19 protein-coding genes are annotated in these 23,303 nt (G+C 47.9%); 11 read left to right on the top strand and 8 right to left on the bottom strand.

Translation table 11 applies throughout. The features are described from left to right. Positions 1-21 precede the first annotated feature (21 nt). The 3 genes from ccoS to Q369_RS0124460 all read right to left on the bottom strand — a co-directional run bounded on the left by ccoS (position 22) and on the right by Q369_RS0124460 (position 3,611). Complete coding sequence (gene ccoS, locus Q369_RS0124450) at positions 22-189, bottom strand: cbb3-type cytochrome oxidase assembly protein CcoS (RefSeq protein WP_031530349.1); 168 nt, start codon at positions 187-189, stop codon at positions 22-24. Between the two features lie 93 nt (positions 190-282). Further along, complete coding sequence (locus tag Q369_RS0124455) at positions 283-2,730, bottom strand: heavy metal translocating P-type ATPase (protein WP_031530350.1); 2,448 nt, start codon at positions 2,728-2,730, stop codon at positions 283-285. 89 nt (positions 2,731-2,819) lie between these two features. Continuing rightward, positions 2,820-3,611 (bottom strand): TspO-related membrane protein, encoded by a 792-nt coding sequence (locus Q369_RS0124460; protein WP_031530351.1) that lies wholly within the window; start codon positions 3,609-3,611, stop codon positions 2,820-2,822. A gap of 133 nt (positions 3,612-3,744) precedes the next feature. Between Q369_RS0124460 and Q369_RS0124465 the strand changes: the two genes are divergently transcribed. The 4 genes from Q369_RS0124465 (at position 3,745) to Q369_RS0124480 (ending at position 6,500) form a co-directional block, all read left to right on the top strand. Next, positions 3,745-4,542 carry an SDR family NAD(P)-dependent oxidoreductase gene (locus Q369_RS0124465; RefSeq protein ID WP_031530352.1) on the top strand — a complete coding sequence of 266 codons (798 nt, stop codon included), beginning with the start codon at positions 3,745-3,747 and terminating at the stop codon, positions 4,540-4,542. Positions 4,543-4,634: 92 nt separating this feature from the next. Beyond that, positions 4,635-5,006: a DMT family protein gene (locus Q369_RS0124470; protein ID WP_031530353.1), complete on the top strand. Its 372-nt coding sequence runs from the start codon at positions 4,635-4,637 to the stop codon at positions 5,004-5,006. Between the two features lie 181 nt (positions 5,007-5,187). Continuing rightward, entirely contained in the window at positions 5,188-6,087 is a 900-nt protein-coding gene (locus Q369_RS0124475; protein WP_229206941.1) for a lysophospholipid acyltransferase family protein, read from the top strand. A 47-nt stretch (positions 6,088-6,134) separates the two neighbouring features. Next, positions 6,135-6,500, top strand: coding sequence for a TfoX/Sxy family protein (locus Q369_RS0124480; RefSeq protein WP_051664267.1), 366 nt, complete (start codon positions 6,135-6,137; stop codon positions 6,498-6,500). A gap of 6 nt (positions 6,501-6,506) precedes the next feature. Here Q369_RS0124480 and Q369_RS29410 read toward each other — a convergent pair whose 3' ends face one another. Beyond that, positions 6,507-6,974: a DUF7678 domain-containing protein gene (locus Q369_RS29410; protein ID WP_031530356.1), complete on the bottom strand. Its 468-nt coding sequence runs from the start codon at positions 6,972-6,974 to the stop codon at positions 6,507-6,509. 270 nt (positions 6,975-7,244) lie between these two features. On the opposite strand from Q369_RS29410, the gene Q369_RS0124490 reads away from it, so the two are divergent. Then, positions 7,245-8,357, top strand: a complete 1,113-nt coding sequence (locus Q369_RS0124490) for a fatty acid desaturase family protein (RefSeq protein WP_031530357.1) — start codon at positions 7,245-7,247, stop codon at positions 8,355-8,357. 10 nt (positions 8,358-8,367) lie between these two features. On the opposite strand, the gene Q369_RS28600 is transcribed toward Q369_RS0124490, so the two are convergent. Beyond that, positions 8,368-9,105 (bottom strand): vWA domain-containing protein, encoded by a 738-nt coding sequence (locus Q369_RS28600; RefSeq protein WP_051664268.1) that lies wholly within the window; start codon positions 9,103-9,105, stop codon positions 8,368-8,370. Between the two features lie 11 nt (positions 9,106-9,116). After that, positions 9,117-11,105 (bottom strand): YiiG family protein, encoded by a 1,989-nt coding sequence (locus tag Q369_RS28085; protein ID WP_157488303.1) that lies wholly within the window; start codon positions 11,103-11,105, stop codon positions 9,117-9,119. 172 nt (positions 11,106-11,277) lie between these two features. Between Q369_RS28085 and Q369_RS0124500 the strand changes: the two genes are divergently transcribed. The 6 genes from Q369_RS0124500 (at position 11,278) to Q369_RS0124530 (ending at position 18,594) form a co-directional block, all read left to right on the top strand. After that, positions 11,278-12,000, top strand: a complete 723-nt coding sequence (locus Q369_RS0124500; protein WP_031530358.1) for a 3-keto-disaccharide hydrolase — start codon at positions 11,278-11,280, stop codon at positions 11,998-12,000. 162 nt (positions 12,001-12,162) lie between these two features. Beyond that, complete coding sequence (locus tag Q369_RS0124505) at positions 12,163-13,341, top strand: hypothetical protein (RefSeq protein ID WP_031530359.1); 1,179 nt, start codon at positions 12,163-12,165, stop codon at positions 13,339-13,341. 239 nt (positions 13,342-13,580) lie between these two features. Beyond that, positions 13,581-14,483 (top strand): hypothetical protein, encoded by a 903-nt coding sequence (locus tag Q369_RS0124515; protein ID WP_157488304.1) that lies wholly within the window; start codon positions 13,581-13,583, stop codon positions 14,481-14,483. Positions 14,484-14,532: 49 nt separating this feature from the next. Next, positions 14,533-15,117, top strand: a complete 585-nt coding sequence (locus Q369_RS0124520) for an RNA polymerase sigma factor (protein WP_031530362.1) — start codon at positions 14,533-14,535, stop codon at positions 15,115-15,117. Continuing rightward, a complete protein-coding gene (locus Q369_RS0124525) occupies positions 15,104-16,387 on the top strand; it encodes a hypothetical protein (protein WP_031530363.1) in 1,284 nt (427 codons plus the stop codon). The genes Q369_RS0124520 and Q369_RS0124525 overlap by 14 nt, the downstream gene beginning before the upstream one ends. Positions 16,388-16,491: 104 nt before the next feature. Further along, the gene (locus Q369_RS0124530; RefSeq protein ID WP_031530364.1) at positions 16,492-18,594 is read left to right on the top strand and encodes a pyrroloquinoline quinone-dependent dehydrogenase; all 2,103 of its coding nucleotides are present in this window, start codon (positions 16,492-16,494) and stop codon (positions 18,592-18,594) included. Between the two features lie 16 nt (positions 18,595-18,610). On the opposite strand, the gene Q369_RS0124535 is transcribed toward Q369_RS0124530, so the two are convergent. Beyond that, positions 18,611-20,179 carry a RagB/SusD family nutrient uptake outer membrane protein gene (locus Q369_RS0124535; protein ID WP_031530365.1) on the bottom strand — a complete coding sequence of 523 codons (1,569 nt, stop codon included), beginning with the start codon at positions 20,177-20,179 and terminating at the stop codon, positions 18,611-18,613. Between the two features lie 56 nt (positions 20,180-20,235). Then, positions 20,236-23,298 carry a SusC/RagA family TonB-linked outer membrane protein gene (locus Q369_RS0124540; RefSeq protein WP_031530366.1) on the bottom strand — a complete coding sequence of 1,021 codons (3,063 nt, stop codon included), beginning with the start codon at positions 23,296-23,298 and terminating at the stop codon, positions 20,236-20,238. Positions 23,299-23,303: the final 5 nt, after the last annotated feature.

A 23,303-nucleotide genomic window follows, 5' to 3' on the forward strand; every position in this document is an offset into this window, starting at 1 on the left:
AGTAAAATTTAGTAATGCGTTTTATGTGGTTTTTTTCTTGGTAGCAGGCATTTTGTCGTCCATCAGGATGCGGACCGATGGCGTGTAATCGTCGTCGTAATGTCCTTTTCTGACTGACCAGATGAATGCGCCGAGGAATGCAAATGCAATCGATAAGCTGGCGGCGAGCATTACGAAGATGGCGGTCATGGTGGTGGTGATTTTGATTAATTCCGATGTCCAAAACTACTTGGCGCCGCTCCGGGAAATGATGACGCCCGGGAGCAATTCAGATGACTTTAATCAGTTTTTGAGCAATCGTGCTGCGGCCCGGCTGCTGCTGAAAGTGGTAAATGCCACAATGGTAACCAGACTGACCGGCATCAGAATGGCGGCGATCACCGGCGAAAGTTGCCCGCCGATTGCAAGTGACAGTCCGAATACATTGTAGATTACCGAAATCCCGAAACTGGCTTTAATGATGTTCTGACCTGCTTTTGCGAGCTTGATATAGGCAGGCAGCAAGGCAAGCCGGTTTCCTTCCAGGATCAGGTCGCAGGAAGGGGAGAAGTTGTTGATATCGTCTGAAATGGCCACACCTACATTACTCTGCCGCAATGCACCGGCATCGTTAAGTCCGTCACCGACCATGAGTACATTCTTTTTTTCTGTTTCCTGCAAGCGCCGGATGAATTGCAGCTTCTCTTCGGGTTTTTGTTCAAAAAGAAGATGGGATTTATTTCCAAAAACAGGCGCCAGGAAGTCCTGATCGGTAGGCTTGTCTCCTGAGAGCAGGTAAGTATCGAATCCTTTGCTTTGCAGCTTGGAGATCGTCAGCGGCAGGTTAGTCCTGTATTTACTTTTAACCAAAAAATAACCCTGTACCTGCTTGTCGAATGAAACAAATACCTGCGATGATCTTGCTGCATCTTCCATTGTTTTCAGTCCGACCCATTCTGCTGATCCTAGCTTTACCTCCTGCTCACCCCATTTGCAGCTGATACCTGCGCCAGCTACTTCCCGGTAGCCCATTAAGCCTCTGCGACTCGCTTTTACATCTGACAAAAAATCCACAATCACCCGGCTCAGTGGGTGCGAGGATTGTGCGGCAATGGTTTTAACGATCACCAACTCCTGTTCCGACAATGCGTTTCCGACAAATGAGATCTCCACTTCACTTGACTTGGTAATGGTTCCGGTTTTATCAAAAACCACGGTGTCGATCCTCGATAAACGTTCGATCGCATCGGAGTTCTTTGGATAGCAGCGGTTTTTGCCAAACAATGCGACCAGGTTTCCATTGGTGAAAGTGGAAGAGAAAACCAGTCCGCACGGACAAGCTACCAGCAGGCAGGTAGTGAATGCGCGGAAGGCGGTTTTCGGGTTATCATTTACAAAATACCAGAATAGAAAAGTGAGCGAGGCAATTACAAGTACAGTTGGTGAGAAATACCTGTTGATCCGGGAAGCCAGCGTATTGTTCTGATCTTCCTTTTCGCGGCCGAAAGTATCGTTGTTCCAAAGCTGGGTAAGGTAGCTTTGCGAAACTTCACGTAACACTTCGAGCTCAATGGACGGGCCGGTTTGTTTGCCGCCTGCATAAATAGTATCTCCCTTTTTACGCCGCAAAGGTTCGGCTTCGCCTGAAACGAAACTATAATCGATCAAAGCCTCTGCGCTGAGCAGTACCGTGTCGGCCGGGATCAGTTCCTGGTTGCGGACCAGCAGCTGGTCGCCGGTTTTGAGTTCAGTAATTGGTGTACGCGTCTCGGTACCATTGTTCAAAACTGAAACGGCAATGGGAAAGTAGGATTTGTAGTCCCGGTCGAATGCGATACCGGCGTAGGTTTTCTCCTGAAAAAAGCGGCCGACAAGCATGAAGAAGATCGCGCCGGCAAATGAGTCGAGGTAACCTGGGCCGGTTTCAGTGAATATCTGGTATAAGCTGGTCAGGAAAATACATATCAGCGCCAGTGCGATCGGCGCTTCAATGTTCATGTATTTGCCTTTCAATGCATTCCAGGCCGATTTGAAAAAATCCGCCGCGCAATAAAAGAGCACAGGCAGGCTCAGCAGAACATTCATATAGCTGAATGTTCTGCGCAGATCCTGGTCAATGGAAGAGGAGCTCAGGTGAAAGTACTCCGGAAAGCTCAGCATCATGATATTGCCGAATGCGAATCCCGCAATGCCGATCTTGTACAGTTTAATGCGGTTGAATTTCTTGATCCGTTTTCCTTCCAGGTCGTTGAGGCTGATGTAAGGTTCGTAGCCGACGCGCGTGATCACGGCGGCAAGCTCGCTCAGTTTTATTTTGGTTGAATCAAAAGTAATGCGGAGCTTCTTTTCGGGGAAGTTGACTACCGAGCTGCGAATGGCGGGATTGAAGCGGTAAAGTTGTTCGAGCAGCCAGATGCAGGAGCTGCAATGCATTTTGGGTATATGCCAGTTGACACAGGAAAGTTTCCCATCGGTAAATTCAAGAATTTTTGCGGTAACCTCAGGTAAGTCCAGGTAATCGTATTTACCATCAAAAAAGGAGTTGCCGGGAGATATACCCTGCGAGCCGTCAATGGAATAATAGTCACAAAGGTCGTTTTCTTTCAAAAGATCGTACACCACCGAGCAGCCTTCACAGCAGAATTGGTGCTCGTCCAGGTAGATCACCTCGTCTTTGAAATCTTCACCGCAGTGATAGCAGGTATGTTTTTCAGCCACTTCCTGTGGTGGCTCCATTACTGATTTGCTCATGGTCTTGTAGTTTACCAAAGCAAAATTGGAGTATCACACAAAGGAAGTGGCTGATGCGCCTTATCCCAGAAAATGATTTTGGTCAGGAATTACATGGTGCGCCCATTAGGTAGTACGAATGCGCGGCCTTTGTTTTGGTAAGCGTGAATTCCGTTGCTGATAAACAAGATCACCGACATCGCAATCGCGTAGTAAGCAATCGTCTGTTCATTGTCCCAGTTAGCAACCGCGACCGCGACTAACCCCCAGATACCCACCATCGCTGACTCCCGCAAGTTGCGCGTCCAGGTAAGATAAAGGTATATCAGCCCGGCAACGGTGATCATAATGAAAGTCCAGGTTACTTCTGAAAATCCGAAGCGGTTCCATTCAATTTTGGTCAGAAATGCGGCTACGTTGGCAACCAATGCGAGCATAATCCAGCCGATGTACAAGGCAAAGGGCCACCAGAGCAGCGCGACCTTTTTGAATGGAATCAGTTCCATTTCCATTCGTGTGTTGAGAACGATCTGGATCAGAAAAAACAGTAATGCGCACATGATCAGCACTGAAACTCCCGTGTAGTCGTAGAGCCAGGCGATAATCCAGAGACAATTGGCTAGGCAGGTCAGTACAAACAGCCAGCCAATGTTAAATACGTCCGGGTCCGTCTGTTTGTTATTGAAAAGGCCGCGGCTCTGGTAAATGACAAAGCCGGCCAGACTAATGTAAATGATTCCCCAGATTGAAAATGCATAGCCCGCGGGAGTGAAAAGATTCTGGTACTCGTTTGAGACGCTCGCCATTGTATTCCCATTGAAAACGCCCGTGTTGGAAAGGTAGTTGACCACGATCGTGACGACAAGCGCGATGATATTCGATATCTGAATTGTTCTTTTCATGGGGTTTTTACTTTGATCAGTTATTTCCTGAAACATAGTAAAAAGGGTGCCAGGAGAGTAAATGGTGAGCAGTACGGGTGTTCTCTGGCAGGATTTTTGTCCGTTGCACTCATTCATCAACCAAACATCAATCATGTCAGCTACTAAAAATTATGCATTGATCACAGGGGCGACTAGCGGGATAGGTCTAGAACTTGCGCGTTTGTTTGCAAAGGACCAGTACAAGCTCGTGCTTGTTGCGAGGGACCAGCAGGAACTCGATGCTACGGCAGCGGAATTTGCGCAGTATAACGTGGAGGTCGTCACCATTGCCAAAGATTTATTCGAAAGAGAGCAGGCGATCGCACTTTACGACGAAGTGAAGAGCCGGGGATTGCAGGTCGATTTTCTGGTAAATAATGCAGGTCAGGGTGTATATGGTAAGTTTCAGGACAACGAGCTCGACAGGGAGTTAAAGATCGTCGACCTGAATGTTGCCGCAACAATTATCACAACCAAGCTTTTCCTGAAAGATATGCTCGCGCGCGGCACGGGCAAGATCCTGAACCTGGCTTCTATCGCCAGCAAAACACCCGGGCCGTGGCAGGCAGTGTACCACGGTACGAAAGCGTTTGTGTTGTCATTCACGGAAGCGGTCAGATATGAAATCAAGGACACCAATGTGACTATGACTGCATTGCTGCCGGGTGTAACGGACACCGATTTTTTCAACAAAGCCGATATGAACGACAGCCAAGCTGTACAGGATCCCGACAGCATGGCCGATCCAGCCGAAGTAGCCAAAGATGGTTACGAAGCATTGATGGCCGGAAAAGATAAGGTGATATCGGGCTTGAAGAACAAGGTGCAAATGGGCCTGAGCAACTTTATGAGCGACCCGATGGTAGCTCACCAGATCAGTGAGCAGCAGAAGCCTGTTGACGCGAAGTAACCTTAATTTTTTTGTTTAATAAGGGCTGGCGTGATTGCCGGCCTTTTTGCTGTTTCGCATTTTGATTTTACAAAAGCGCAGTTTTTTATTCCATGAAATACTTTTACACCATCGCATTGCTTTTTCTTTCCAATGCATTCATGACGCTGGCCTGGTATGGTCACCTCAAATTCTTCAACAAAGAGGGGGCGCATAGTTCCACTCCGCTGTACCTGATCATTCTGCTGAGCTGGGGACTGGCTTTTTTCGAGTATTGCTTTCAGGTACCGGCCAATCGCATCGGCTCTTCCGAAACGGGCGGACCGTTTTCTCTGGTTCAGCTCAAAATTATCCAGGAAGTGATCACGCTAATTGTTTTCATGATCTTTTCGACTGTCTTTTTCAAAAACACCCAGTTTACAACCAATCACCTGATCGGTTTTGCACTGCTTGTTGCGGCGGTTTATTTTATTTTTAAAGGCTGATGTAGGGCGAAGTACAAGCTTGCTCTTTATAAATACGCTCGATAGTCAAACTGAAATCTAGGGTAAATACGGAGGTTGTTGTCGGTACATCACATACATCGCACAACTGCTTTCTGCCGGGCCCGCAATGAAGTTCAGAGTGACTGTATGTATCTGAAATTCCACTTTCAAATACATCACATTGAGCAACTTACCGCATTTAAATCCACTGGCTCGGCTTGGCCTCAGGCTGGCCCTCATCTTCTGCCGCGCATTATCAAGTATTATCTTTTTTGTTTTTACCAAAATCTGGCGCTATCGGGAAGAGGTTGTATTAAGCAATCTGTCAGCCTCTTTTCCGGACTTTGGCGCTGATCAGATAAAACATACAGTACGAAGTTATTTCAAACACCTGGCGGATCTGATCGTAGAGCCACTTTTAATCCGTAATCTGACCAAGGCACAGCTGAGTACACTGGTTGAGTTTGAGAATATCAGTCTGATCAAATCGCTGCTTGCTGAGCAAAAATCCATTGTCCTCATCGCATCGCATGCGGGGAACTGGGAGTACTTGCACCTGTTGCCGGTATTTACGGAATGCGAGGTTTTTGCGGCCTACTCACCAGTGTCTAACAGGTTTATCAACAATGCATTGATGCGGATGCGCAGCAGGTTTGGGGTACAATTAATCGCGAAATCCGACTGGTACCGTTCCGTGATGAAACGCGGGAGAAAGCAGCCTGCCATTTTCGTTACCGTCGCCGACCAGCGCCCCGAAGTACCAGGCAAAATTTGCATTGATTTTTTGAACCAAAAAACCTTTTTTCAGCCCGGTGCAGCGCGCATTGCGACAAATATCGGCTGCGCTTTGGTGTACCTTGATGTGTTTCAGAAAGCCCGCAATACCTATTCCTTCGGCTTCGAGCTGATCACCGACGCCGCTCAGAAGCAGGATGAAGCAAACCTTATTGACTGTTATGTTAAAACATTGGAAAAAACAATCCGGCGTCAGCCGGAGCTCTGGTTATGGTCACACAAACGCTGGCAATTTCGTGTGCGGCAGGCGGCGACGGAGCACAGGCGAGAGCCGGTCTCTGTTTAAGATGTGTTTACAGCGGCCGGTTTACTTGCATTTAATTTTTACTTAAAATGCAGAAAAAACGCGTTATGCCATTTAACGAAAAACTGAACGACAGAGTCAGAGAGGCGCTTGCGGAGTTGCCGGATGTAGAAGAGAAGTACATGTTTGGCGGAGTCTGCTATATGGTGAACGACAAGATGTGCGTGGGCGTTGTCGGCGATCAGCTTATGTGCCGCGTAGGAGAGGAGCACTTGGAAGCGTTGCAGGAAAGACCAGGCTGTGAGCAAATGCGAATGAAAGGCCGGCCCATGAAAGCATACGTGCTCGTTTCGGAACAAGGTATGCTGACCAGCAGCGATTTTAGGTTCTGGATAGACACTTGTCTTGCATTTAACCCTCACGCGAAAGCCGCCGATAAAAGAAAACGTAAATGATGGTGTTCAGGTCAGCTCGTCAATCAGTTCCCTGACCTTCCTGTAATAAGGTTCAGCGATTTTGCTCGGGCTGATATCCCAGCCGCGGTCGTAGTTAACAATGCAGGCTGCTATGAAACTGTTGGTGTTTTCCCGGATAATGGGATCCAGTATCGAGAGCTTGGAAACTTTCCCCTTGTCAATCGCCGACTTGGAAGCTTCTTTCAGAATGAGCGCAGAGAATTCGTACCTGTCCACAATCCCGTTTACCCAAAATGCACCCGGCGCAGCGGGCTCGGGCGATTTCCCTGTAATCTGTGCATTGATCTCCTTTTCTGCCGGAAGGGTCAGATCGGTTTTTTGCTTTCTGAGGTAATCGTCGATAGCTCTGGTTACATGGTCGAGCGGATCAGAGCCGTCGAACTCGCTCAGGTCTCGCAGTTTTTGAATCTGTTCCTCGTTGAGACGTATGTTTTTCCGAAGCATTTTCCGCATAATCTGACTTTTTCATGACTGATATCAAAAATACGCACCTTGCCAGCCGATATTTCAGCCGAATGAGAATTTAGACCGCCATTTCGAAAATTTGGATTTATTCTTAGTATAGATTGATGCAAACGTGACGATAATATAATACAGGCTTTAGATACGTTTTGGCCAAAAAATCCGTTATTTACGACGAAAGGCTTCCTGTTCAGAAAAGACTCTACTTCTCTCTCAACTTGGTCATTCGTCGATCAAATTGAACAGTCATCTAAGATCCTTATGCAGGTAAAAGAAAAAAGAATCAAATTCACTCCAACAGCAAAAAGTCAGTTTTTTCCTACGCTTAAAGTCAGAATAGAAAGTTACTTCACTGACAATAAAATCTCCCGGCATGCCAACAGTACAATGATCGTCAAAACGATTGTTCTGCTGGGAATCTATATTCTGCCATTTTGTGCGATACTGCTTTTTACGCCGCCATTCTGGGCTGCGATCCTGCTGTGGTTCCTGATGGGAATGGGGATTTCCGGAATTGGAATGAGCATTATGCACGATGCCAATCACGGCGCATATTCCACGAAAGCGTGGGTGAATAAGTGGTTGGGATATACCATTTATCTGGCGGGTGCCGGTGTTACCAACTGGAAGCTGCAACACAATGTACTGCATCACACTTACACCAATATCGCTTCCCTCGATGAAGATATTCGCGACCGGGGCGTAGTTAAGCTCTCCCCGCATTCTAATGTGCAGCATTTGCACCGTTTTCAGTGGCTGTACGCATTCCTTTTTTACGGCATTCTGACATTGTACTGGGTTACTGCCAAAGATTTTATCCAATACCATGAGTTCAGAAAGTCAGGTGTGAACAAACAGACGAAGCGGGAAAACAACGAGCTGCTTGCCGGACTGATCATCATGAAAGTGATCTACTTTTCAGTGCTCTTTGTGCTGCCTGTGGCTGTTATAGGAATTCCTTTCTGGCAGGTGCTGGCCGGGTTTTGCGTTATGCACATCACCTCCGGACTGGTTCTTACAATCGTTTTCCAGTTGGCGCATTCAGTAGAAGGTACCACGTATCCGGTGGCAAACGGACAAGGTAACCTGGATAAGGACTGGGCCATTCACCAGCTTGAAACCACTGTTAATTTTGCTCCAAAAAACCGTCTACTGACCTGGTTTCTGGGCGGATTGAATTTTCAGATCGAGCACCACCTTTTTCCAAAGATCTGCCACGTCCATTATCCCCAGATCGCGGTGATCGTGAAAGAAACTGCGGAGGAATTTGGAATACCTTACATGGAAAACAAGTCTTTTTCTTCCGCATTGAAGTCCCACATTTCCAGTCTCCGCCGCTTCGGAATGCCTTCTATCAATGATGCAATCGGTTGATTGCCGGTAACTATTTGACAGTCAATTTCCTTGCCTGCGCTTCAATAATCAGCTGCAAATCTGCGGTTTCTTCCGTCACGTGCGCGTAGGTACCTTTCCCAAGCTCGCTTAGCTTCCGCAACTTTTGGCCCGGGTTTCGACCGAATGTAAGTACAGTCAGGAATAAGTCCTGCTTTGCGTGTTGCCCAATCATTGACATCACCTCGTCGCTCACCGGGAACTCTCCATCAGTAGCCAGCACAATGCGGTTATTGCCGCCGCGGATATAGCTTTTGTTCCCCGTTTTGTAAGCCAGCCGAAGTCCCTCGTTCCCGTCCGTATCCCCGTCAGATTTCAGCAGATCGATCATTCGTGCTATTTCATTTGCCTTTGCTCCCGATGTAGGTTTTAGTACCACCCGTGCTTTCCCCGAATACAATACAATTGATATCTGATCTTCCGGGCGCAGCAAAGTGAGCAGGGATTTAATGGAACGTTTCAAAAGCGGCATTTTCAATGGCGAGTTCATGGAAGAGGAAACATCGAGCAGCAGGATCATATTATTCGCCGCAAAACCTTCCAGTGTGCGTACTACATTTTGTGGACTTGGGTTTCTGTCCACATAAACGGTATCCACCCGAACGCGCTCCACGAATACAGTATCACGTCCCTGGTTCCTGGTCCCCCTGTTTTCCGCTGACGCAGGCTGCTGTTTGAAACCGGTATTTTCAGGCTGGGCTACTTGCTGATTTTCAATCGGATTCGGCATTTCCTTTTTCGCTATACTGCCAGAAGTAACCGGACTCGCCGCAGTTCTCCTGATGCAAAAAGGTTTGGCTGGTTAATCGCTTTGAGCAGCCCGGTATTCGCCAGCTGGACAAACTGGTTGTACAAATACACCAACTCTCCATTATAGAAATAGTAAAAGGATTCATAAGGATGGTTGGTGGTACCCGGCGCAACAGGTTTGACCTTTGCGGCCTTATCCGCAAAGCGCAGCGAATTGGCGGCCACATCTTCGTAGGGCGTGTAGGGGCATAGTCCATTGTTGCGACCGTACCGCTGCAAGCCTTTCATATTCTTGTACTCGTCGGCGATCAGCTGTTTGGCGCCGGACTCCAGTGTTTCGGTTGAAGGTATCGTTGTACTGTTTTCCTGATAAAACGCCCGTATTCCAAAGAGGAGCGCTTTGTCATCGTCAAGCGTTTTCAAAAGTGCATTGCCCGAAATGTTCCAGGAGCTTGCCGCGGCTGCATTGGTGTAACTTGCGTGTATTTTGCGCAAGTCATTGTATAGCTGTTCTTTTTTGCTGTCCAAAATTGGAAAGAGCGCAGCATACCGGTCCAGGATTTGGTCGGAGCGTTTCAGCTGGTCTTTCAGGTACTTTTTGTCCCTGGTATAAGCGATCAGTTCTATACTCAGCGCATCCATTTCTTTCATAATGTTCATCAGCACGTTGGCTTGTGTGTAAATCGGCGCGCGGTATGCAGGCGGGAGGGACGGGGCTGCATTCACGAGCAACTGATAGGCAGAAAGCGGCAGCTGAAAATTTGCGTGGGAGTAGGTGAGGTCGGGGCGCTTGGCTGCGCGCGCGGGATCGCGGTAGAACTCTGCTGTGGACTGAAAGTTGCGTACCAGTAGCTGCATCAGGTGCATTTGGCGCAGTAGTTCGTTGATCAGGTCAACCAGTCCATTCAAAGTCTTGATCGTTTCCGGGGCAGCCGGTGCGCCCGCTTTTTTGATTTTCAAAGAAGGTATAGCGACATCCTCAAATGGTTTTACAGTCGTATTTCCCAACTCGTTTTGCACCACGCGCTCAACCACTGCCGGGCTGTAAGATGGATAATACAGCAGTCCTTTTTCCTGCCTGCTGTAATCGACAAATGCCTTTTGCGTTACGAGCATATCCTGGTTAAGTCGCTTCAAAAGAGATATGTATACCTCATTGCCGTGCGCGGCTGACTGTTTTGCCGCATGATTATAGCCGTCTATTGCGTCGCGTTTGATGTTTTGCATAGCAATCAGCGCCTCTTTGAAGCTGCCGACCATATCTGAGGCTGGGTAAGCCAGGCGGGACTGCGGCTTACCAAATGCCGCCAGTAATGCCTGGTCTGCCAGCATACTTCGCTGTACAATCTCCACCGGCCATTCGGCGCGCGCCGTTTCATCTGCGTAAAACGGCAATGAATCGAGTAGCGCCTGCTGATTTGCAATGGCCTGCTCCATTTCGTTCTCTGTACTCAGGTATGGATCCGAAGCCCGGTAAGGCTGGTAGCGCGTGTATACTTTGCGAAGTTGCCGGTAAAATCCGGTACGCTGGTGCTGGAATTGTTTAAAAAGCGCATGCATTTTCGAGACGATCTCTTCCGATTGTTTCAGGTTGTCCTCTTTGTAAGCATTCAGCCGGACATACGTTTCCAGCGATTTGGCCGTTTCATCCAGCTCATTCACCAGTTGCCAGAGCGAGTCGGCTGCGGCATTCAGCTGCTGTCTTTCCGCTGGCGTCAGGCTTTTTGGGTCTCTCGACTTTTTATAATAGTAGGGTTCGAGCGGTCCGGATGAGGAGAGCCGCAGTGAAGTTCCAGGGCGTTTTTTGTAACTGTCAATTTCTTCGCGATACCGGTTCAGCATCTCAAAACGACTGGTAACCACATCCGCCGACTGGGTCAGAAAATCGATGTATGTGTTGAGCGACCGTGGAGCTTCCTGACAGAAGGCACGAAATGTAGAGAGATAGAAAAAAATGGCCAATTGTAGTAAGTGTTTCATAGCGTGATCAACTGTTGCCTGATTCTCAGGTGTATTTTTCAAAGTGCGTGTTTAAGTGGAGATACTTACCGATAAATAATTGAGAAAAGATTCTGGCTGGATGAGGTATTCACCAAGTATTTCAAGGCAGTCTGCTCCTTGTCGAATGTATAAACCAAAAACTGTGAGTATTATGTCTAAGATCGCATTGTCCCTTTTGTTGTTGATTTCTTGTTTCGCTGTCTCTGCACAAGGCTTAAATACATTGACTGCCGCCGAAAAGAAGGATGGCTGGCAGCTGCTTTTTGACGGAAAAGACTTGAAAGGCTGGCATGCTTACAATGGAAAAACACCCGGGTCAGCCTGGGTAATCGAAGCAGGCGCGATCAAGCTGAATGTGCCCGAACGCGCCGGCAACAAAGCTAAGAATGGCGGCGATATTGTTACCGATGAGCAGATTACCGGCGATTTTGAGTTTAAAGCTGAATGGAAGGTGAGCAAATTTGCGAATAGCGGCATATTTTTCTTTGTGGAAGAATCCCCGAAGAACAAGAACATGCACGATACCGGATTGGAGCTGCAGGTGATAGACGATAAGATCTATGAAGGGGCAAAGGAAAACACGCATCGCGCAAGCGACTTCTTCGGGGTCGCCAATGCACGCCTTCGCGAAGGCAAACCGCAGGGTGAATGGAATCAAATCCATTTCATCGTTAGAAAAGGAAAGCTGACTGTATTTCAGAATGAGTTTATGGTGCAGGAGCACGATCTGGGTAGCGCCGAGTGGAAGCAGCGGCTTGCTGGCAGCGGACTGAAAGCGGCGCCGATTGCGAAAGGTATTTACAAGGGGCGGTTTGGTTTGCAGGATTGGGGCAGTACAGTTTGGTACAGAAATATCAAGCTGAGGAAATTATAATGAATGCGATTGAAAACTTTGCTGTATCGTAAAAAACAATTGCTGGATTTCATTTTCATTCTGATCATTTAATAAATACCAAATTAATTAAAACACAGGCAGCGGGAAATAGAACATAAGTGTCATAGACTAAGAATGGCACTTATATCCGATTCCTCTTTGATGAAAAGCTACTTTTGGAATAGTCTCTCTTCGGATAGCAGGGAGATTAATCACAAGCTGGTTTTTATTGTTTTCGTTTTTGTTTTTTTAACAACATTTCCAAAATATGTTGAGTTATTCAGCGACCCTAATCTTGCAAAAACCTATTCTTATTACTACAAGAAAATAGCGGATCCATTACAACCTACCAATGATCTTTCCACGGATACACACGGTTCAAAAGTAGTATTCAGATTAACTGTTCCATTAATAGGAAAATCGTTGGGGCTGGATGTTGAGAAGTCGGGCAGTAACATGATGTGGCTATATATTATCCAGTCGGCATTGTTGTACCCGTTTATCTATATGCTTCTGCATATCTGTCTGAGGTTTGCAGATCAAATCGGTGCCTGGGTGTTTGTTTGGGCATGTTCGTGCACTTATCTGTGTAAAGCATTTTTCTGGGATTATGATTTTTGGTTTGATGGATATGCCTATTTTTTCATACTATCAGCCATTTATTTCCGAAATCCGGTGCTGATATTTATCGCACTTCAATTAGCATTCTGGACGGATGAAAGAGCATTAATTGCATTGCCCGGAATAGTATTATTCCATTTATTGCAGCTCAATCAATTTGATATTCCCGACCAAAACAGCAGGTTAATCAAACAGCTCTTGAAGCCTCAGATTTATGTTTGCATTCTGGCCATTATCGCCTACGGAATTGCACGTATGTTATTAGCCGTTCAGTTTAATCTGCACACTCCATTAGGGAAAAATGAAGGCGTAAGTCCTGCGTTGATTCCTTACCAAATGGAGAACAGGTTCCTGGGTGTATTCCTTTCATTTGAGGGATTGTGGATCTTGTTTTTCTGCGCACTGTACATTGTTTCCCGTCGGAGCAACCTCATTTTCCTAGCCAGTCTGGGCATTATTATCTTACAAATAATCGTCGCGTACAGCGTTTACGATATCACCAGAAGTTTGATTTACGCCTTCCCGATGATGCTGGTTTCATTTGTCATTTATTTTAAAAATAAATGCTCGCTTCAAGGCGACTATCTGCCAATTGCCTGTATACTTTGCGTCTTTATACCCACGCACTACCTGATTTTCATGCCTCAGCAAATTCCGATGACGGTCTTTTCTATCCCGCATTTGCTGGAAAGTCTGCAACGCGCCGTTTGGTTTAACTGACCAGGGTTAAACTGCTGTTCACAATCGCAGTATTTTTAAATAAATTAGAAGGAATTTTAAAGAATTTCGAAACGTCAGGCAGCGCGGACTCGCTAACTTGTGTCTGGTTAGTTGTGTTGTCATGACATTCCACAGGTAAGAAACAAACTGACGCATTGAGCCGGAATTGTATGATCTCCCGTTTTAAAAATTTTGTTTTGCCAAAATCCTCCTTTATCAGCCTCTTGGCTGCAATTATAATGTCTATTTCTCTGTCAGGATGTAACTCGGTGAATGTGCCGCCTGACACGGTTGAGCTGCCGGAAGTTCCGGAAAAAGTAGTGAAGATGTTCAACCAAAAATTTCCGGATGCGACCGAAACCACAATGCGGGTTGTAGAGAAAGATAAGATTTGGGAAGCAGATTACCGGTCGGGAGGAAGTTCTTTTTACGTAGCTATGGATTATGACAGCATTCTTACGAGGCATAGGTTCGAACTCGCGGAGTTACCTGGAAACATTCGTCCTTTCGTTTCAGCGTCAACGATTAAGGATGCGACTTTTTCAGAGTTTGGTGAGATACTTCAAACCTGGTATTCGAATGTTGAGCAGGAATACCGGATCAAATACGTACTTAACGAGAGAAGCTACGTCATGCAATGGAGTACGAGCGGTAAATATGGAAGGGACGGAGCGTTGGTGAGCTATCCATTTTACAAGATAGCCGATGCTTATGTTTCAAATGGAGAGTTGCCCGAAAAAGTCAGGAACTATTTCGATTCCGAAGGCTTACAGATCATGGAATCTTTTACAGTGGCTTTTATTAATGAAAATAACAGAAAGAGGTACAGCATTACTGCCCAGAATGCAGATTCAGATAGTTGGTCTTTTTATTTTGACCATGAGGGATCACTGATTTTCACCGGCTACAAGTCGCCTCGTATTTTCCAGAATGACGACAGCGGACTTCCTGACGGAGTGAGGGCATACCTGCGAGAAATGGATACAAGCCAAGGTTTTAAGCTGGCTCTTGGGTATGAGTGCTTTGGGACCGGCAGATTTCTAATGACCTTAGTAAGAGGTTATCAGGAGACAATGGAAGTACTTGTTAGCCGGAACGGTGAATTCATAGAAAAGCCGCTTCATTATATTTATTTGAGGTAAGGCAATTGACTAGGAAGCACCTTCGAACTGAACATTACAGTATAATTGCATGAAGTTTTTTAAAAGCAGAAAATACAGCTCGCTGGAAGAACTGGTCAAAGCCTGTCAAAGGCAGGACGCCAGCGCGCAGACTGCTTTTTATGAACTTTATAAATCCAAGCTCCTCGGTGTTTGTGCGCGCTATGCAAAGACCGGCGCCGAAGCTGAGGACATATTTCAGGAAGCGCTGATCAAGGTTTTCAAAAATCTGAACGACTTAAAGGATATCAATATGGTCGGCAGCTGGGTGAAATCGATCGTGATCCGCACTGCGATCAATTACTATCACCGCACGACCAAGATTGAACAGCTGCATTCGGCGGTCGACGAAATCCACCACGAAATCAAATCGGAAGATTACAGCCGCATTATCCGGCAGCTGGACATGGTGGTTCTGCTGGAAGTAATCAACAGCCTGCCAGACGGTTACCGCATCGTTGTCAACCTTTTCCTGATCGACGGGTTCTCGCATAAGGAAATTAGTGAAATGCTGAAAATCACAGAAAGTACCTCGCGTTCCCAGTTTTTCAAGGGAAGAAATCTGTTAATTAAGAAACTGGAAAAAAAAGGAATAACGCACTATGAAATCTCCTGACGATCATATAGATAACGAGCTGCGCAATGCATTGCGCAACCGGTTCGACGACTTCGAATTGAAGCCCGGCGCGGACCTGAAAACGAATATTTTCAAGCAGCTGCGCACCTGGCAGCAGGAACAGGCATTTCAGCGGACGTTAATTATCAGCCTGCTTTTTGCCATTCTGTTTACCGGTACCATGTTTTACAGCTCCAAGCAAGCTATGAGCGGAAAGGCAGTTGCCGCGAAATCAGTTGGCATGAAAACGAAAATGGCTGCGACTGGAAAGCCGGCCAACACGGCGGTTGATGAAGGACAAAGTACTGTTGAAGTCAATGCAAGTGCAAAGCCGCTGGCGATTGTCGATGTGCGCAATGAGCCGGCTCCTTCACAGCTTGTCCGCAAAAAGGCGATTGTCTTCGATGCGAATAATGTACGAGAAACTAATGCAACTAAAAAGGAATTTGCAGACGCGCCTCACTTCTCTGATCAAAATTTTGAAGTGAAATCAATGCCCGACAGCCAGTTTGTTGATGAGAATATCAGCACTGAAACCCCGGCTGAAAAGCTTCAAATACCGGATGTGGCATACCTGAACAGCCTGCCTGCAAATCTGGATCGTCCGGCCTTAGTGATCAGTGACTCGATCAGTTACTTTGAAAATGCTTCTGAGAAACATACGAAAAATGGTTCGGAATGGACATTGATCGCGGGCGTTACTCCTGTCCAATCTTTTCAGATCCTTAACATTTTACCAAATCCCGAGCAGCTGTACCGCAATTTTGAATTTCCGGGTTCTGCTTCTTTCAAGGCGCTCGGCTACAAGCTGAATGCGGGCGTAGAGAAAAACGGGTTGCAGCTTTTGTTGAGCTATGGGCAATACAGGCAATCCGTACGCTATGAAGTGGCCGGAAATGAATTCGAGATCATTCCAAACGGTAGCAATGCCGAGGCGAGACGAAAGTATGCTTCGGTGAGTTCTGAGCGCACATTGAAGCTCGTCGGGGTGGGAGTCCGTAAGCAGCTGGTGCCCCGTGCGCCGGCACTGCGCGTGTTTTACGGGGTTGCGGGCGTGGAATTTACACGGGAACTGACCGAAGGCAGGAATATAGTCTGGGCCAATGCAGGTATCGGCCGGCAGGTGCGGGTAGGGCGGAATACTGCATTGCATATCGGCCCCTATTTCGAGTACGGTTTTACTAAACTGCTGAATGCAGAAGGCTCCTTCCAGGTCAAGCCTTACCAGGTGGGGCTCTCCGTTATCTTGCGGAACAAACTGGTCAGGTAACTAATCTCCGACATAAAATGAAACCTTTGTTGCAGTAGGCAAGGAACATTACGCGCTTAAATATCCGGTGGGATTCAGGGTAAACTGTAACTGATCAGGATTTTATGGCAAAAATGTTACTCGCTGCAGCGACGCTGGTTTTGGTACTAACAACCGCTTTTCGGAAGTCCGCGCCGGGCTCGGACTGGCCTGAATACAACGGCGACGGCGCCCGCAGCCACTACTCACCTTTACAGCAAATCCACACAGGTAATCTGAACCAGCTGGAAGTTGCCTGGACCTACGCTTCGGGCGGCGCAGATACATTGCACGGTCGTACACAAATTCAATGCAATCCCATCATTATCAACGGTGTTCTCTACGGTGTTTCTGCTGGAATCCAGGCTTTTGCGGTGGAAGCTGCTACTGGTAGGGAAATCTGGAAGACTAACCTGAAAGACAACGGAGGTACCCTCAGCCGTGGGGTGACTTACTGGGCTGATGGAAACGACAAACGCATTTTCATCGGCGCCGGCCGCTGGCTTTATGCATTGAATGCCAACACAGGCGAACTGATGAGCGAATTCGGAAATCGGGGCCGCATTGACCTGAAAACGGGCATTGAACGTCCCGGTTCTGACGATTACATTACTGCCAATACACCCAACACTGTTTTCAGGAATCTGATCATCACCGGCGGGCGGGTCGCAGAAGGAGAAACTGCATTGCTGGGCGATGTACGCGCATTTGATACCCGAACCGGAAAGCTGGTCTGGACATTTCATACCATTCCTGAGCCGGGTGAGCCGGGTTATAAGACGTGGTCGCCAGGAAACCCGCGCCAGCGGCTGGGCGGCGCAAATGCGTGGATGGGAATGGCGGTGGACAGGCCACGCGGGATCGTGTACGTACCGACAGGCTCGGCCGCTTACGACTTTTATGGCGGAAACAGGCACGGTGATAATTTGTACGCCAATTGCCTGCTTGCACTGGACGCCGCTACCGGCAAGCTGCTCTGGCATTACCAGCTTGTTCATCACGATATCTGGGACCGTGACCCGCCTTCGCCACCCAATCTGCTGACGATTACAAGAAACGGGAAAAAGGTGGACGTGGTAACAATCACCACGAAGCAGGGACACATATTTGTGTTTGACAGGGTGAGCGGCAAACCCATTTTCCCGATCACTGAAAAGCCGTTTCCACAAGATGCAGTTGCAGGTGAAAAAGTAAGTCCAACCCAGCCGATACCCGAACTGCCCGTTCCATTTACAAGGCAGGCTTTTACCGAAAAGGACCTCAGTCCATTTGTTGCTGATAAAGATTCACTGGTTCAGGTGATAAGAAAAGCCCGAACCGGGACCCCGTACATTCCGCTTACTGAAACACTTACTATTTTCTACCCCGGTACAGACGGCGGTGCGCAGTGGGGCGGGGCGGCTACTGATCCTGATGGGATCATGTATGTGCCTGCAAAAGAAATCCCGGTGTATACCACATTAATCCCCAGAGCAGATGCGGATACAAAAAGCACCGGCGGTACTTCCGGAAAGCGACTTTACAGCCTGTATTGCGCAGCTTGTCACGGAGCAGACCAGAAAGGAAATCATGACGGATCCTATCCTTCCTTGCTGCAATTGGGCAACCGGCTCAAACCAATTCAGGCGCAGGAGGTGCTGCAAAAGGGCAGGGGAATGATGCCTTCTTTTGCGCATATCTCGCAGGCAGAAAGGGACGCGATCGTTGATTTTCTGTTTGATAGAGATGCTGCAAAACAAGTGGCGGTTTCGCAAAAGCTGGTTATTCCCTATCAGCACACAGGATACAACCGCTGGTATGACCGCAATGGTTACCCGATCAGCGCGCCGCCCTGGGGAACGCTTACGGCTGTGGACCTGAATACCGGACAGCACCGCTGGCAAGTACCGCTAGGTGAATACCCCGAACTGACCAAAAAAGGAGTCCCGCCTACCGGAACAGACAATTATGGCGGGCCGCTGGTGACGGCAGGAGGGATCATTTTCATTGCAGCCAGCCGCGACGAGAAGATCCGCGCTTTTGACAAAAAAACAGGGAGAGTGTTGTGGGAAAGCACATTGCCCGCCGCCGGATACGCTACACCGAGTACCTATATGGTCGACGGGAAGCAGTTTGTCGTGATCGCATGCGGCGGCGGGAAACTCAAAACCAGGTCGGGTGACCGGTATGTTGCATTTGCATTAAAATGAAATGGAATGTACTAGCTTATTCAAAACCCGGATTTTGAACGAGCAACTTATTATTGTCGATTTCAGATTGCGGAATTGGGTAGAGCCGGTGTTTTTCGGCGGCATTGGTTTTGCCTACTTTATGCAGGTTGGCCACAAAGCTCGGCTTGCCGGCTGCGTCTTTTTGCCGGATCAGATCAAACCAGCGCTGGTACTCGTAAGTGAGTTCAAGCCGTCGGTTGAGGTATACTGAATCACGGAATTGTTCTTTGGTCAGACCGGCTGCGAGCGCAGGTAATCCTGCCCTCGAACGCACTCTGTTGAGCGATTTGTAAGCTTTTACCGTCGGTCCGTTTGCTTCATTCTCGGCCTCTGCATGGATGAGCAGCAATTCTGCATATCGCAGGATCGGAACGTTCGCGGCCGACTGGTTGGTTACCGAAGCAGAAGCGGGGTCCTGCCATTTGTTCCAGAAGGGCGTCGAATCGCCCGGAACAGTAGCATTTGCGATCGGCAGTGCATATTTTCTTCCATTACTCGGACTCGTAAAGCTTCTTACAAAAGTCACATCGCGGCGTTTGTCGCCAGGTTTGAACAGTTTGTATATACTAAAAAACGGATCATTTCCCACCTTATAGAAGCGGACCATGTGCGCGTAATTTCCATTCAAGCCCGGTATGCCCGATAAAATGGCGCGCGGATACTCATTGTTTCCCTGGTTCAGCGAGTTGGATTTGAATTGCGCTGAAAAAATATGCTCCTTGTTGTTCTTGAATGCAGGCAGGAATACCTCAGCGTAGTTGGATACCAGATCGTAGCCGAAGTTTCCGGTACCACCGTCAGCGGGTGACAATGCTTCTTCCGCTTTGGATACCGCGTCGCGGTAATGGGACGCGATGTTGAGCGGGTAAGATGCCTTGGTGAGATACACTTTTGCCAGCAGTGCCTTGGCTGCACCCGAGGTGGCGCGGCCCACATTAGGCGAGCTGTATGCAGCGGGTAATGCGGCCGCAGCCTCTGTAAGATCCTTCTCGATCTGGGCATAAACTGCTGTCGAAGGCGATTTTTCTATTTCATAATCACCTGCATTGACGAATTTCTGGTACTCGGTGATCAGCGGAATATCACCGTAAAGACGCACGAGATTAAAGTAATACAGCCCTCTCAAAAACTTCGCCTCGGCCAGCAGCCGCTCCTTCAATGCATTATCAAAATTGATCAACGGTATTTTTTCAAGCGCGACATTGGCCTTTTTAATCGCCGCATAATGCTGCTGCCAGATCTCATAAATACGCAGATTGCTTGACGAATGCGCCAGTACCGAAAGGGAGCGCACATCGGCATTGGTCGCGCCAGGTCCCGGATCCTCGTCGTCACCGGCCATGTTCATTCCGGTATTGAAAAGCGTATTGTAAGGAGTCTGGATGTTGTTGCCGCCGGAGTTAAGAAAAAAGTAAACCGAGTTCACCGCATTTACAGCGTCGTTTTGGGTTTTGTAATATTGATCCTCAGAAAGAAAAGACTCCGGTTCTTCTTTCAGGAACTCTTCGCAGGAAACCAGTCCGGAAGCGAGTGGGAGGAGTAGTATATATTTCAAATATTTCATTTCAAATGCTTTTTCCTGAATGTTAGATTGTTTGAAGGCACGTAGCGCGGCATTACTTAGAAAGAGAGCGACAATCCTACCTGGTAAGACTTGTTGTTCGGATACACCCCATTGTCCACGCCTTTGTTGATCAGCGACTGTCCGTTTAAGCTCACTTCCGGATCAAAGCCGGTATAGTTTGTCCAGGTAATCGGATTTTGCGCCGATACATACACCCGCAGTGTCTCGATCCTGATTTTTGACAAAAGCGATTTGGGGATATTGTAGCCGAGCGACAGGTTTTTCAAACGGTAATAAGTAGCGTCTTCAATAAAACGATCGGAAATCGTAATCGCCGGATCCTGGAATGCTGCTTTTACGTCGGTGTTCATGTTGGTCGGTGTCCAGCGGTTGCGCATTACCTCCGAAGCATTCACGTACCCGGTGCCCAGTTCCAGGTTTGCGCGGTTTTGGTTGTACAGCTTGCCACCAATGGAAGCCTGGAAAAAGATGGTGAGGTCTATTCCTTTGTAGCTGAATGTGTTGGTTAAGCCGGTCGTAAACCCGGGCTGATTTTCAATAATTACTCTGTCGCCCGTTTGGGTAATTACGCCGTCGCCATTGATATCCTTGTATTTCTGTCCGCCCGGACTTTTGTTTTGCTGCGGCGTAAGCGGCGTTTCTCCCTGCTGGATGATCCCGTCCGTTTTGTACACAATGAATGAACCCAGCGGATAACCCACTTTCGCAATGGAAGCGGCGCTGATATTCGGGATGATCTGGTTTACGCCGTCACCCAGGCTGAGGATTTTATTGGTGTTTTTGGCAAAAATGAAGATGGTGTTCCATTTGAAAGCACCGGTCGTATTCTGTGAATTTACATACAGCTCGATACCCTGGTTACTTACTTCGCCGATGTTCTGGTAAACCGTCGACGCTTGTCCGTTATAGAAGTCGGAGAGCCCCGAGGTTCCGGCTACTGTCCTGGTGAGCAGCAGGTCGCTCGTCTTTTTATAATAATAATCAAAAATGATGTTCAGCCTGTTTTTGAAAAGACCAAGGTCTACACCTGCATCAGCCTGGAAGGTTTTTTCCCATCCAAGGTTTGGATTAGGAACCGTGTTGGGGGCATAGCCTGACACTGTCGTATTCGAGAAGTTGTAGCGGAAGTAAGCCAGCTGAGAAAGTGATTGATAAGGCGGAATGCTTTGGTTGCCAGTAGTTCCGGCACTTACGCGTAGTTTCAGCAAGCTGATTTTTTTGAACTGCTGAAAGAATTTCTCGTTGTTCAGGTTCCAGCCAAATGCCGCCGATGGGAAGTAACCCCATTTGTTTCCCTCGCCAAATCTCGAAGATCCGTCTGCCCGCAATGTGAATGTAACCAGGTAGCGGTCGTCAAATGCGTAGTTGATCCGGCCCAGGTAGGATGCGAGTGACCATTCATTTGAAGCCGAGCGCGGCGCAATGCTCGTAATGCCGGTTGCGAGGTTGTTGTATTCAAATGCGTCTGTGGCAAATCCCGCTGCTTCGGCAATCGTGCTTTTGGACTGTGAAGTTTGCGCAGTGAAACCGACGACTGCATTGATCCGGTTTCTATCATCAATTTCCTTGTCGTAGCTCAATGTATTCTCATTCAGCCAGCTGGTCGTGAAAACAGAGCCGACAATCGCATTTCCATTCAGCGCCTGCCCTTCCGCTGTGGTACTTGGAAGATACCTGTTTTGTTTGTTGCCCACCACGTCCGCACCGACGAGAATCTTCGCTTTCAGTCCGTCAATAATGGTATACTCTCCTGAAATATTTCCCAGGAAACGGTTGGTAATGGTTTCGTTCAGCTGATTGTTCAGTGAGTTGATCGGGTTTTGGAGCGCCGATTCAAAAGGGCTGTTGATCACGAAAGAGCCATTGTCCTGGTAAATGGGCAGGGCAGGAGGGGTTTGCAGCAGGTTACCTACAATATTCGCCGGTGCCACATTGGATTTGATGTTGCTGGCACTCAGGTTGGCCAGGATCCTGAACCGGTCATTGTACTGGTGATCTGCATTGATACGTGCTGAGTACCTTCTGAAATCGGTATTTCGAAGTATACCGTTTTGTTTGAAATAATTACCCGAAATCGCCAGCCTGGTTTTATCAGAACCGGAAAGTATAGAGATGTTGTGGCTTTGCAGCGACGCTTTCCGGAATGCCGCCGCCTGCCAGTCCGTGCCTTCGCCGGTGGTATCCAGTGAATAGCCGGTAACCGAGGGGATGGTAGCTACCTTTCCCGAGTTTGCCGCTGCGTCTTTCCGGAGTGCCCACCATTCGGCCGCATTCAAAAGCGGAATGGTGCGGATTACCTGCTGTGTCCCGTAAAATGCATCGTAGTTGATCGATGATTTGTTTTTAGAACCAGTTTTCGTCGTGATGATCACCACGCCATTCGCACCTCTGGAACCATAAATGGCAGTAGCGGAAGCGTCTTTCAGCACATCGATATTCTCGATATCCGCGGTATTGAGCGACGAGAGCGGGTTGATTTTCGATCCGTCGGTAACACCAGCGTCGGTAAGCGAATAATCGTTGTTGATCGGAAAACCGTCGATCACATAAAGCGGATCGCTGCCGGCTGTGATCGAGTTATTACCGCGGATCTGGACACTTACGCCTCCGCCCGGCTGGCCGGATGTTTGTGTTACCACTGCGCCAGCCACCGAACCTTGCAGCAAACGCTCCACAGAAGCCACCGGCTGATTTTTGATCTCAATGGGCACCGATGCTACCGAGCCGGTAATATCTTTTCGTTTTTGTTCACCGTAACCAATCACGACCACCTCATCCAGCATGTTCGCTGTTTTGAGAGTTACTTCCACAGCTTCGGTCGTAAGTTCGTAAATGTCGATTTCCTGCGTTTGGAAGCCAGTCATGTTGATTTGTAATGTAAACGGGAATTCTTTGCCGGCGGGAAAACTGAATTTTCCGTCTATGTCGGTCAGCGCGTATTTGGAACTGCCTTTTTCAACTACGGTCGCGCCGGGTAAGCCTTGTCCCGAATCATCTTTGACGACACCGGTGATCACGTCCTGCGCATTTACTTCGAAAAAAAACAGCAATAGGAGTATACCCAGCAACGAGAGCTGGTAACGTTTTTTCTTGTTCATTATGG

The sequence above is a fragment of the Dyadobacter crusticola DSM 16708 genome, from assembly GCF_000701505.1.
GTDB classification, from domain to species: Bacteria; Bacteroidota; Bacteroidia; order Cytophagales; family Spirosomataceae; genus Dyadobacter; species Dyadobacter crusticola.